We start from the raw sequence: 12,627 nt of genomic DNA on the forward strand, positions 1-12,627 counted from the left end.
TCTTTCCATCCGGTACTTTCCTTCCTCCCCGGCAGCCATTTTTTGAACTTTTTCTTCACTCGTTGATCTTTTCTTATATTTCATTTTCTTCGGGTCTGTTATGGTACTTTCTGATTGTTATTCATGGGATAACGAGCAGTCTGGACATGCCCGTCTCGGTGATCCGCGTCGTACACGACGCCTTGTGTCACTGACCTCTTCTCTCGCTCAGCATGCAGGTCTTTCTATTGTGAAATCATCCCAGTCCACTGCTCAGGTTGAAGGTGCGTACCGCCTGATACGTAACCCGTCTGTGTCCCCGCAAGCCATTGCCGAAGCCGGATTTACCGCCACTGTAAGGGCATGTGAGGCTCATCCGCTGCTCCTCGCACTGGAAGACACCACCACCATTAACTTCAGCCACAGTACGGCATCTGATGACCAGGGGAATACCACCACTAACCCGAAGACGCGCGGGCTGCTGGCTCACTCTGTCCTGATGTACGCCCCTGACAGCGCCCTGCCAGTCGGTTTTATCGAACAGCAGCGCTGGAGTCGGGTCACGGACACCTACGGTGTTAAGCACCAGCGAAAAGAACGTCCCTGTGAAGAAAAAGAAAGTTACCGCTGGCAGCAGGCTTCGGAGCGTATGGCCGAACGGCTGGGGGAGATACAGAAACGGGTAATCACTGTCTGTGACCGGGAAGCGGATATCTGGCATTACCTGCATTATAAAGTCAGCCACGGACAGCGCTTCGTGGTGCGTACTGCACAGAATAGCCGGCTGGAAGAAGCACCCGGCAAGCTCTTCGAACTGCCGGAAGTCCTGGCAACCGCGGGAAGCCACACGCTGAATGTGATGCAAAAAGGAGGGCGGGCAGCCCGCCAGGCCCGGATGTTCATCAGGTACAGCGAAGTCAGCATAAAAATCGCGACAACAGCGGCCAGGCGCTCCCGCTCACGTATGTCTGTTGCCGGGAGCAGTCAGAGGACGGTGCCTGCTGGCATCTGCTGACATCAGAAAAAGTGGCGAGTGCCGCCGATGCGCGACGTATCGTCAGCCATTACGAGCGACGCTGGCTGATAGAGGAATACCACAAGGCGTGGAAAAGTGGTGGTACATGTGTGGAATCACTGCGAATGCAGACCCGGGATAACCTTGAGCGCATGGTGGTTATCAAGGCGTTTATCGCGGTACGGATGCTGGGCCTGCGGCAGGAAGGTATCAGTGAAGAAACACAAAATGACAGCTGTAAGAAAATACTGACGCCGACAGAGTGGAAACTGCTGTGGGTTAAGCTGGAAGGAAAACAGCTTCCGTCACAGACGCCGACACTGAAATGGGCCTGTCTGAAACTGGGGCGATGGCATGACAGCAAACGCACAGGCCGCCCTGGTTGGGTAGTTATGTGGGATGGCTGGTTCAGACTTCAGGATATGGTTGAGGGTTATCCGGTGATGAAGTCTCTTGATCAGGAGATCTGATCAAGAGACAGCCGCACAGGGAGATTCACCATGCTGGATTCTTTTAACAAATTCCCCACTAACAGGACAACACTCCGCTCTCTGAGTTGTGGGTAATTTAACATTTCACTCCTGTGTGTATTTTCTACAGACTGATAACGGTACTGTAACATATCGCAAGCGACATACAAAAGCCCCGTCAAAGCGAGCCTATTGGAATATGGGGCGAGACAGCAAGAGTCGAACTGGTGACCTACTGATTACAAGGCAATTCCCTACCTACTGAGCTAAATCAGTACTGGACCGCCACCGAGGACTCGAACCTCGCACAGTCAACTTAGAAGGCTGATGCTCTTTCCCGATGAGCCAGTGGCGGATAGCGGCCCTTACTAAATTTAAAACAGTGAATTGGCGATTATGAGTTACTATCTCTCACCATTGTTCTTAAGGGCTGGGTACAAAATAATCCATGCCAGTTTAACTCTGCAATTCCATCTCAATACGACTGATTAAATCCTGCGTATCTAGTACTACCTATTCCCGATTTCTAAGGGAATTTTAACGCACTCTGACTACATTAATCTCAAAGTCTATGTCCGCCATTGATTATAACAAACTTCCTACTCCCGCTCCTGTACGATTGTGATAAAACCAAACGACCGTCATAGCGTGCAAGAACGTAATACCTAGCATTCTCATAGTGGAGTGTCTGATATTCCTTCTTAAACTGGGGCTTGTACCAACCAGCAATAAGAGAGAATGTCCAGAAATAAATCATAAATCCCGCCATCATGCACTCAATCCGGTGACGACGAATAAACGAAATCTCCGAAATACATTTAACTGAGACAAGCCTGCCGCCCAAGCTGGCAAGCAGCGTAATTATTAAGGCTGTAATGACGCATAAAGTCAGTGCACCTGGCGTAATGTGCCGATGAATTACTGGAAACTCCAGAGCAGGAGGAACAAGAAGCAACAATATTGCCAGAAAAAATCTGATAAAACTCAAATCCTTCATATTGTTTTTTGTTTAATTCCCAGAAAGAAAACAATACCTGCTCCCCATCCAATAAGGAATATAACGATGACTGTAACAGCATAAAACAGGCTTCTGGCCACATCATCAACACCAGCTCCGCCCCCCACCATGGAAAGCCATAGTAAAAGGAAGTGCCCCAGCTATAGAAACAAGCACCTAGCAACTTAAAAACATTGATTTATTTTACATTACAAATGTGATATCATTCAGTCAAGTCACATCAGGCTTGGAGAAACTCACTGCACAATCACCAGCATATTTAACGTACTGTGCAGCTTTTCGGGCATAAAAAACGCCCTGCAGCGAGTTCAAGTTGTCTGGTGAAGTAATCTCTCTTAACAAAAAATAAACTTTTTATATCCGTAAAACGTTAAGAGATAATTTTTAAAGTTCCATCAATCTCGCGGCATTACCCACTATCCGCGTAACTTCAGTAAGATCAGGACTTCTTCAATCGTCACCTCTTAACCATGCGCATAACTGCGGATGAAAGAAATCTTTTCGTCTCGAATCGCCAGATGAATATCTATATTCATTTTTCAGTAAGACACTCTTTTGCGCACTGATTGAAATAACAATCTACGAGTTTTCGAACACTTCCCACACCAGAGCAGTTTCAAACATTTTGACATGGTGAGCTACGCTAAGTTCAGTCTAAAGAATGAGAGAGCGGGTTTTGGTTTTGGAGTGTATTTGTGACTCTCTTAAAGATAATCGCAAATTTTCAGGCCTTTCACCCATAACCCTGAAAAAGAGTTATCCTCTCAACAAAACGATCAGTGTTGCGTTTGTTATTTTGTTGAATGCGAATATTGTCTCGCGCCTGTTCGACGATTAACCGCTGAAACCACTAGTGCCCCGTCAACCTGACCAGGGATACAGAGAGATAAAACAGACGATGCAACTGAGCAGGCTGACGCTGAGAAGTAAAAAGCCGGAGCTTGTGGAGCAAGAGCTGTGGGGTGTCTTACTGGCTTATAATCTGGTGAGATATCAGATGATTAAAATGGCGGAACATCTGAAAGGTTACTGGCCGAATCAACTGAGTTTCTCAGAATCATGCGGAATGGTGATGAGAATGCTGATGACATTGCAGGGCGCTTCACCGGGACGTATACCGGAGCTGATGCGCGATCTTGCAAGTATGGGACAACTTGTGAAATTACCGACAAGAAGGGAAACGGCCTTCCCGAGAGTGGTAAAGGAGAGGCCCTAGAAATACCCCACAGCCCCGAATAAATATCCTCCGGCATAGCCGGAGGTTTTTCAAATGCGCCTATAAGGCTCTCTTACCAGCCGCGCCCTAACAGGCGCACACGATCTGACATTTGCATCCAACTTCGTTACTTACGGCCCGTAAACGGGCTGCCCGGATAGGGAATCGATAACTGCTCTCCCATTTTATCCTCTTCAAGCTGGTGCTTTATGTAATCCTGTATCTTCGCCGTGTTCTTACCCACCGTATCGACGTAATACCCTCTGCACCAGAACTCCCTGTTCCTGTATTTGAATTTCAAATCACCAAACTGCTCGTAAGGCATCAGACTGCTTTTCCCTTTCAGATATCCCATAAAGCCTGATACGCTCATTTTGGGCGGGATCTCCACAAGCATATGGATATGATCTGCACAGCATTCAGCTTCCAGAATCCGTACACTTTTCCACTCACACAGCTTTCTCAAAATACAGCCTATTGCTCTACGCTTCTCTCTGTAGAACACCTGTCTTCGGTATTTTGGCGCAAATACTATGTGATATTTACAGTTCCATCGGGTGTGCGCTAAGCTCTTTTCGTTCCCCATTGGGACCCCCTTTTGATTTCTTGTTTGACACTTGCAGTTGCCAGACCGCAAGGTGTTTTAACAAATCAAAAGGGGTTTTAATAACTGGCTCAAAGCTGAAAGCTTTCCGGAACCCCCAGCCTAGCTGGGGGTTTTCTGTGCACAAAAAGAGCCAGTCAGTTGCTTAATTGACTGGCATTACTCCAGAATGGTGACGTGAATACCTGACGCTGCCAACGAACAGCCGAAAAAACTCACCTGACCCGGAGCAAAAAGCGGATTATTCGACAACAGCATAATATCAGCAGCAGTTCTCGACACGCTTGCGCTATAGACAGAGGATGAAACGCTGCTGGCCGGAGTTCTCTGTACATTTTTGGCAACGGAAGAACAGCTCACCAATGCCTCAACGTCTATCAGCGTTCCGGTGAACAGGAACAGCACGAACAGAATTTGCAGGCAAATATTCTCCACGGTCTGGAGCAGCGTAGGTTTCAATTTAAATACCCCCGGATAGTCCTCTGAGTGCTTCCCTTTTCATTAAGTTTTTAATTATCGTTGCAATACCTTAATGATATTGGTAATTATTATCATTAGCATTTGCGCTAACGTTGTCTCTGGTAAGGCTGAAAGGGAACACGCATCGCCAGTACAAGGTCATTTTACTTACAGGCCAGCGAAGGCGAGACTATCAGGATGATGCAAGCCGTGTGTCTAAAAAGTCACGGATCTTTCCAGATTCATTGTCGGTCTAACACTGCACAAATGCGTAAGAACATCCCGGCGTAGCTGTCTGACGCCGGGATGTTCAACAGGACAATGGCGCGTAAGCGTTAATGGAAGTGGGGATACGGAGTTCCCTGTTCACCTGTGTATGTCACGGAAAAGTCTCTGACTGATCTGTCCATAACGCTGGTGAAGCACAAATGGCGCAGCATCTGGTAAAGCAGGTTTAACGAAAAGTCGTGTCCTGCTGCTGGCATATGAGTGCGTCGACTGCCTGATTTAGATCGTCAAGCGGAGAGGGATTTTCTCATGCGTATTTTGTTTGTAGGCCCGCCTCTCTATGGGCTGTTGTATCCTGTGCTGTCCCTGGCGCAGGCATTTCGCGTTAACGGTCATGAAGTACTGATCGCCAGCGGAGGACAATTCGCACAAAAAGCGGCAGAGGCCGGGTTGGTGGTGTTTGACGCTGCCCCCGGTCTGGATTCCGAAGCTGGTTACCGCCACCATGAGGCACAGCGGAAAAAAAGTAACATCGGAACCCAAATGGGCAACTTCTCATTCTTCAGCGAAGAAATGGCAGACCATCTGGTGGAGTTTGCCGGACACTGGCGGCCTGACCTCATCATCTACCCTCCACTCGGAGTCATCGGGCCGCTGATTGCCGCCAAATATGATATACCGGTCGTGATGCAAACCGTAGGCTTCGGCCATACCCCCTGGCATATCAGGGGTGTAACGCGTTCGCTCACGGACGCCTATCGTCGCCACAATGTCGGGGCCACACCACGCGATATGGCCTGGATCGACGTAACACCGCCGAGTATGAGCATTCTGGAAAACGACGGTGAACCCATTATTCCGATGCAGTACGTCCCATATAACGGTGGTGCGGTGTGGGAACCATGGTGGGAGAGAAGGCCCGATCGTAAACGTCTTCTGGTGAGTCTCGGCACTGTCAAACCGATGGTTGACGGCCTTGATCTAATCGCCTGGGTTATGGATTCTGCCAGTGAGGTCGATGCCGAGATCATCCTGCATATTTCAGCCAATGCGCGGTCCGATTTGCGCTCGCTGCCATCAAATGTTCGCCTGGTTGACTGGATACCCATGGGTGTCTTCCTCAACGGCGCAGATGGTTTCATTCATCATGGCGGAGCAGGCAATACCCTGACAGCGCTACACGCTGGTATTCCACAAATAGTCTTCGGCCAGGGAGCCGATCGCCCGGTAAATGCCCGCGTTGTTGCCGAACGCGGCTGCGGGATTATCCCCGGCGACGTCGGCCTGTCGAGTAACATGATCAATGCTTTCCTCAACAATCGCTCACTTCGCAAAGCCTCTGAAGAGGTAGCAGCGGAAATGGCGGCGCAACCCTGCCCTGGTGAAGTGGCGAAAAGCCTGATCACAATGGTACAGAAAGGGTAGCCACTACACCTTCATGATAATCATTTGCCAGCCCCCATCCAGGAGTCATGCATCCATAACAATGCGGGACCGGAGTGTGCTGGCTTTTTTGCGGAACGATCCGGCCAGTGGATCGTATTTTACAGACGGAGGAGGCTTAATGCCTGCGAATCACACTCCCACACCGGCTCAGTCATGGATAGTTCGCCTGGCGCGCGTGTGCTGGGAACGTAAGAAACTTAGTGTCATCGTGGTGGTAGCGTCAGTATCGACTATTTTGCTGGCTGCGCTGACGCCACTGCTGACAAGACAGGCTGTGAATGACGCACTGGCGGGCAATCCGGCCCGCCTGCCGTGGCTGGCCTGCGGGTTACTGTTGATCGCTTTTTTTGATTTCATCGGTAACTATGTGCGCCGTGGTTATGCCGGGATGCTCTCACTCTGGGTGCAGCATACCCTCAGAGGACGGGTATTCGACAGTATTCAAAAACTTGACGGCGCAGGCCAGGATGCGCTGCGCACCGGGCAGGTGATTTCACGGACCAACAGCGATCTGCAGCAGGTGCATACCCTGCTGCAGATGTGCCCGGTGCCGCTGGCAGTGTTCACTTATTACATTGCCGGCATTGCCGTGATGCTGTGGATGTCCCCTGCCATGACGCTTATCGTCGTGTGCGTACTGGTATGCTTGGCGATCACCGCGCTTCGTGCGCGTCGTAGGGTCTTCGCGCAAACCGGAATGGCCTCGGACCAACTGGCGAATCTCACCGAACATATACGCGAGGTGCTGGCACAGATCTCAGTGGTAAAATCCTGTGTGGCAGAGATGCGTGAAACGCACTGGCTCGATAGGCAGTCGCGGCAGATTGTGCGTGTACGCATCGGTGCGGTTATCTCGCAGGCGATGCCTGGGGCCACTATGCTGGCGCTACCGGTGCTCGGGCAAATCGTCCTGCTGTGCTACGGCGGGTGGTCGGTCATGCACGGGCGGATCGATCTCGGTACCTTCGTTGCATTCGCCAGCTTCCTCGCGATGCTGACCGGGCCAACCCGCGTACTGGCATCGTTTCTGGTTATCGCACAGCGCACTCAGGCGTCCGTGGAGCGGGTGTTTGCACTGATCGACACCCGTTCACAGATGGAGGACGGGACGGAGTCGATTAACAGTCAGGTTGTCGGACTGGAACTGGAGAATATGAGCTTTGACTACCACCATGGCGACAGACATATCCTCAGCGATATCTCCTTTTCCCTGCGCGCTGGGGAAACCGTGGCGGTGGTGGGCGCATCGGGTTCAGGAAAATCGACCCTGTTGATGCTGCTGGCGCGTTTTTATGATCCCTGCTCCGGAAAGATATGGCTCAACACCAGCGAAGGCCGACAAAATCTTCGCGATATCAGACTGGAGGCGCTTCGTCGCCGGGTAGGCATCGTATTTGAAGATGCTTTTCTGTTTGCCGGTACGGTGGCGGAAAATATCGCCTATGGCCACCCTCAGGCAACGGCGGACGACATTCGCCGTGCGGCAGCTGCTGCAGGAGCCAGCGATTTTATCAACGCCCTGCCGAAAGGCTTCGATAGCCTGTTAACCGAACGGGGTACGAATCTTTCCGGCGGGCAGAGGCAGCGAATAGCGCTGGCGCGGGCGCTCATTACTGCACCGGACGTGTTAATCCTGGATGATACCACCTCAGCGGTTGATGCTGTTACGGAAGCGGAGATTAATACCGCGCTGGGTCGCTATGCTGACGAAGGGCATATGCTGCTGGTGATTGCCCGACGGCGTTCAACGCTTCAGCTAGCCAGCCGGGTTGTGGTGCTGGATAAGGGCCGTATGGTGGATACCGGAACCCCGGCAGAACTTGAAGCGCGCTGTCCGGCGTTCCGCGCACTGATGACCGGCGACAGCGATTTTCTGGCCACGTCCCACAATAGCCACAACGAATTGTGGCCGGCTGAACCAGCGACACAAGACGATGTAACGGATACGGGGGATAAAGGTTTTGTCGCCCGTATGACCCGCGTACCGGAAAATGCAGTACAGCAGGCGCTGGCCGGTAAAGGTCGCAAAGTCACGTCACTACTGAAGCCTGTGGCATGGATGTTCGTCATCGCCGCTCTGCTGATCGCACTCGATTCTGCAGCAGGCGTAGGGGTGCTGATACTGTTGCAGCACGGCATTGACTCCGGTGTCGCCGCAGGCGATATGTCGACCATCGGCCTCTGTGCCCTGCTCGCCCTGTGCCTAGTCATTGTGGGCTGGTGCAGTTATTCTCTGCAGACGGTCTTCGCCGCCAGAGCGGCGGAATCAGTTCAGCATTCGGTGCGCTTGCGTAGCTTCGGCCATATGCTGCGTCTTGGACTCCCCTGGCACGAAAAGCATGCCGATTCGCGTCTGACCCGCATGACCGTTGATGTGGACTCTCTCGCCCGCTTTCTGCAAAACGGCCTTGCCGGTGCGGCCACCAGTCTGGTGACGATGTTCGCAATCGCCGCCACCATGTTCTGGCTCGACCCGATCCTGGCGCTGACGGCATTAAGCGCAGTGCCAGTGGCCGCACTGGCAACCATGATTTATCGCCGCCTCAGTACCCCTGCTTATGCACAAGCACGGCTGGAAATAGGCAAAGTCAACAGCACCCTGCAGGAAAAAGTCTCCGGCCTGCGTGTCGTGCAATCGCATGGTCAGCAGGAACTGGAGGGCGCCCGGCTGCGCGCGTTATCGGAGCGTTTCCGCGCAACCCGTGTGCGAGCACAAAAATACCTTGCAGTCTATTTTCCGTTCCTGACATTCTGCACCGAGGCCTCCTATGCCGCCGTTCTGTTAGTGGGAGCTTCGCAGGTCGCCGCTGGAGAAATGACTGCCGGGGTACTGGCGGCTTTCTTCCTGTTGCTGGGGCAATTCTATGGGCCAGTGCAGCAGTTATCAGGGATTGTCGACGCCTGGCAGCAGGCGACAGCCAGCGGCAAACATATTGATGAACTACTGGCGACAGAAGGCACTGAGAACCTCGGGTCCTCTTCGGTCCTCCCTGTCACCGGTGCACTGCATCTTGATGAGGTCACGTTCAGTTATCCCGACAGTCACGAGCCAGCTCTGAACAAACTTACCCTGACGATCCCTGAGGGAATGGTTGTCGCGGTCGTCGGTCGCAGCGGTGCGGGTAAGTCGACGCTGATTAAGCTGATTGCCGGGTTGTATTTCCCCACGCACGGCAACATCAGAATCGGTGTGCAAATGCTCGATGATGCCTCGCTCACTGAGTATCGTCGCCAGATTGGGCTTGTCGATCAGGATGTAGCACTGTTTAGTAGTGATATTGCAGAAAACATTCGTTATTCACGGCCATCCGCCACCAATGAAGACGTTGAAATTGCCTCACAGCGGGCAGGGCTGTATGAGATGGTGTGCAATCTGCCGCAGGGATTCCGGACACCGGTGAATAACGGCGGAGCCGATCTGTCCGCAGGTCAGCGCCAGTTGATTGCGCTGGCCCGCGCGCAACTGGCGAATGCTCACATCCTGCTGCTCGACGAAGCCACGTCATGTCTGGATCGCACATCCGAAGAACGACTGATGTCATCGTTAACAGATGTCGTGCATGCCGGGAAGCACTCGGCGCTGATTGTTGCACATCGTCTGACCACCGCGCAACGCTGCGATCTGATTGCCGTTATTGATAAGGGGTTACTTGCGGAATACGGAACCCACGAACAGCTGTTATCTGCAGGCGGCCTCTATACCCGCTTATGGCATGACAGCGTCAGCAGTACTGCGCTCCATCGCCAGCACAACATGAAGGAGGAAACCCCGGGATAGTTACTGGACACGTAATGTATTAAAAACACAGTCAGAAGCGGCGGTACCGTGAATAGCCGCTTTAATTATTTATACTGACATCCTTAATTTTTAAAGAGTATGAATGCTGAACATGCAACAACATCCCTCTGCTATCGCCAGCCTGCGCAACCAACTGGCAGCGGGCCACATTGCTAACCTTACTGACTTCTGGCGCGAAGCTGAGTCGCTGAATGTTCCTCTTGTGACGCCAGTCGAAGGAGCGGAAGATGAGCGAGAAGTGACCTTTCTGTGGCGCGCCCGACATCCCCTGCAGGGCGTTTATCTGCGTCTGAACCGGGTGACGGATAAAGAGCACGTAGAAAAAGGAATGATGAGCGCCCTTCCCGAAACGGATATCTGGACACTGACACTGCGTTTACCCGCAAGTTACTGCGGCTCCTATTCGCTGCTGGAAATCCCCCCCGGCACTACGGCTGAGACGATTGCACTGTCCGGAGGCCGTTTTGCCACCCTCGCCGGAAAGGCCGATCCGCTAAACAAAATGCCGGAGATCAACGTTCGGGGAAACGCAAAGGAATCAGTGCTGACACTTGATAAAGCTCCCGCCCTGTCGGAATGGAACGGCGGCTTCCACACCGGACAACTGCTTACCTCCATGCGCATTATCGCCGGGAAATCTCGCCAGGTTCGGCTCTATATTCCGGACATTGATATTTCTCAGCCCCTCGGGCTGGTCGTGCTGCCCGATGGTGAAACCTGGTTTGATCACCTTGGCGTATGCGCGGCAATTGACGCCGCCATAAATAACAGGCGCATCGTGCCCGTGGCTGTACTGGGCATTGACAACATTAATGAACATGAACGCACTGAGATACTCGGCGGGCGCAGCAAGCTGATAAAGGATATCGCAGGGCATCTGCTGCCGATGATCCGCGCTGAACAACCGCAGCGTCAGTGGGCAGACCGTTCGCGCACAGTGCTGGCCGGGCAGAGCCTCGGCGGGATCAGTGCGCTAATGGGGGCTCGTTACGCACCGGAAACGTTCGGTCTGGTGCTCAGCCACTCTCCTTCAATGTGGTGGACGCCAGAAAGAACCAGTCGACCAGGCTTGTTCAGCGAAACCGATACCTCATGGGTGAGTGAGCATCTGCTTTCTGCCCCACCGCAGGGCGTGCGTATCAGCCTGTGCGTGGGATCGCTGGAAGGTTCGACAGTTCCTCACGTTCAGCAACTTCACCAGCGGCTGATTACCGCTGGCGTCGAAAGCCATTGCGCAATCTACACCGGTGGTCACGATTACGCATGGTGGCGCGGTGCACTGATTGACGGGATTGGTTTACTACAGGGTTGAGTTGACCCACAAACACTTTCAGGAAACGGTACAGACTTCCTGAATAAATCAAATTGTCACCTGCGGAAAAGGAATAATCATCAGATGTATGCCCGCGAGTATCGCTCAACACGCCCGCATAAAGCGATTTTCTTTCATCTTTCTTGCCTCACCCTTATCTGTAGTGCGCAAGTTTATGCGAAGCCGGATATGCGGCCACTGGGGCCGAATATAGCCGATAAAGGCTCCGTGTTTTACCATTTCAGCGCCACCTCTTTCGACTCTGTCGATGGCACACGCCATTATCGGGTATGGACGGCCGTGCCGAATACAACCGCACCGGCATCGGGTTACCCGATTTTATATATGCTTGACGGTAACGCAGTTATGGACCGCCTGGATGACGAACTGCTCAAACAATTGTCAGAAAAAACACCGCCAGTGATCGTGGCTGTCGGGTATCAGACCAACCTCCCTTTCGATCTCAACAGCAGGGCTTACGACTATACGCCAGCAGCAGAAAGCAGAAAAACAGATCTCCACTCAGGGCGTTTTAGCCGTAAGAGTGGTGGCAGCAACAACTTCCGCCAGTTACTGGAAACGCGTATTGCCCCAAAAGTGGAACAGGGACTGAATATCGATCGGCAACGCCGCGGCTTATGGGGGCACTCCTACGGCGGCCTCTTCGTGCTGGATTCCTGGCTGTCCTCCTCTTACTTCCGGTCGTACTACAGCGCCAGCCCGTCGTTGGGCAGAGGTTATGATGCTTTGCTAAGCCGCGTTACGGCGGTTGAGCCTCTGCAATTCTGCACCAAACACCTGGCGATAATGGAAGGCTCGGCGACACAGGGTGATAACCGGGAAACGCATGCTGTCGGGGTGCTGTCGAAAATTCATACCACCCTCACTATACTGAAAGATAAAGGCGTCAATGCCGTATTTTGGGATTTCCCCAACCTGGGACACGGGCCGATGTTCAATGCCTCCTTTCGCCAGGCACTGTTAGATATCAGTGGTGAAAACGCAAATTACACAGCAGGTTGTCATGAGTTAAGCCACTAAACACTGCCCGCTTTTACGCGGGCAGTGCGCCTGAAACACT

6 protein-coding genes, 1 tRNA gene and 3 pseudogenes are annotated in these 12,627 nt (G+C 52.4%); 6 read left to right on the top strand and 4 right to left on the bottom strand.

The annotated features are described in order from the left end of the window. Positions 1-100 precede the first annotated feature (100 nt). Positions 101-1,464, top strand: a pseudogene (locus HBM92_RS15075) (IS4 family transposase). Between the two features lie 278 nt (positions 1,465-1,742). Here the strand turns inward: HBM92_RS15075 and HBM92_RS15080 are convergent. Both HBM92_RS15080 and HBM92_RS25410 read right to left on the bottom strand, forming a co-directional pair. Then, positions 1,743-1,819 (bottom strand) — tRNA-Arg (locus HBM92_RS15080). Between the two features lie 182 nt (positions 1,820-2,001). Next, positions 2,002-2,636 (bottom strand): annotated as a pseudogene (locus tag HBM92_RS25410) (hypothetical protein); the annotation flags it as partial. Positions 2,637-3,356: 720 nt separating this feature from the next. On the opposite strand from HBM92_RS25410, the pseudogene HBM92_RS15090 reads away from it, so the two are divergent. Further along, a pseudogene (locus HBM92_RS15090) lies at positions 3,357-3,698 on the top strand (IS4 family transposase); the annotation flags it as partial. A 127-nt stretch (positions 3,699-3,825) separates the two neighbouring features. On the opposite strand, the gene tnpA reads toward HBM92_RS15090, so the two are convergent. Both tnpA and HBM92_RS15100 read right to left on the bottom strand, forming a co-directional pair. Beyond that, positions 3,826-4,284, bottom strand: a complete 459-nt coding sequence (tnpA, locus tag HBM92_RS15095) for an IS200/IS605-like element IS200C family transposase (RefSeq protein ID WP_000526115.1) — start codon at positions 4,282-4,284, stop codon at positions 3,826-3,828. A gap of 177 nt (positions 4,285-4,461) precedes the next feature. Further along, positions 4,462-4,761 carry a hypothetical protein gene (locus HBM92_RS15100; RefSeq protein WP_000805228.1) on the bottom strand — a complete coding sequence of 100 codons (300 nt, stop codon included), beginning with the start codon at positions 4,759-4,761 and terminating at the stop codon, positions 4,462-4,464. A gap of 537 nt (positions 4,762-5,298) precedes the next feature. Here HBM92_RS15100 and iroB point away from each other — a divergent pair. The 4 genes from iroB (at position 5,299) to iroE (ending at position 12,587) form a co-directional block, all read left to right on the top strand. Then, positions 5,299-6,414, top strand: coding sequence for a salmochelin biosynthesis C-glycosyltransferase IroB (iroB, locus tag HBM92_RS15105; RefSeq protein ID WP_001221122.1), 1,116 nt, complete (start codon positions 5,299-5,301; stop codon positions 6,412-6,414). A 139-nt stretch (positions 6,415-6,553) separates the two neighbouring features. Continuing rightward, the gene (iroC, locus tag HBM92_RS15110; RefSeq protein ID WP_001111200.1) at positions 6,554-10,213 is read left to right on the top strand and encodes a salmochelin/enterobactin export ABC transporter IroC; all 3,660 of its coding nucleotides are present in this window, start codon (positions 6,554-6,556) and stop codon (positions 10,211-10,213) included. Positions 10,214-10,316: 103 nt separating this feature from the next. Then, complete coding sequence (gene iroD, locus HBM92_RS15115) at positions 10,317-11,546, top strand: catecholate siderophore esterase IroD (RefSeq protein ID WP_000933673.1); 1,230 nt, start codon at positions 10,317-10,319, stop codon at positions 11,544-11,546. 84 nt (positions 11,547-11,630) lie between these two features. Then, positions 11,631-12,587, top strand: coding sequence for a catecholate siderophore esterase IroE (gene iroE, locus HBM92_RS15120; protein WP_000271272.1), 957 nt, complete (start codon positions 11,631-11,633; stop codon positions 12,585-12,587). Positions 12,588-12,627: the final 40 nt, after the last annotated feature.

The sequence above is a fragment of the Escherichia sp. E.sYA108 genome, from assembly GCF_011754335.1.
Lineage (GTDB): Bacteria > Pseudomonadota > Gammaproteobacteria > Enterobacterales > Enterobacteriaceae > Escherichia > Escherichia coli.

Bases quoted from the DNA above. Each gene is read 5' to 3' on its own strand.
- iroD (WP_000933673.1), top strand. From the start codon at position 10,317: ATGCTGAACATGCAACAACATCCCTCTGCTATCGCCAGCCTGCGCAAC.
- tnpA (WP_000526115.1), bottom strand. From the start codon at position 4,284: ATGGGGAACGAAAAGAGCTTAGCGCACACCCGATGGAACTGTAAATAT.
- iroE (WP_000271272.1), top strand. From the start codon at position 11,631: ATGTATGCCCGCGAGTATCGCTCAACACGCCCGCATAAAGCGATTTTC.
- iroB (WP_001221122.1), top strand. From the start codon at position 5,299: ATGCGTATTTTGTTTGTAGGCCCGCCTCTCTATGGGCTGTTGTATCCT.
- iroC (WP_001111200.1), top strand. From the start codon at position 6,554: ATGCCTGCGAATCACACTCCCACACCGGCTCAGTCATGGATAGTTCGC.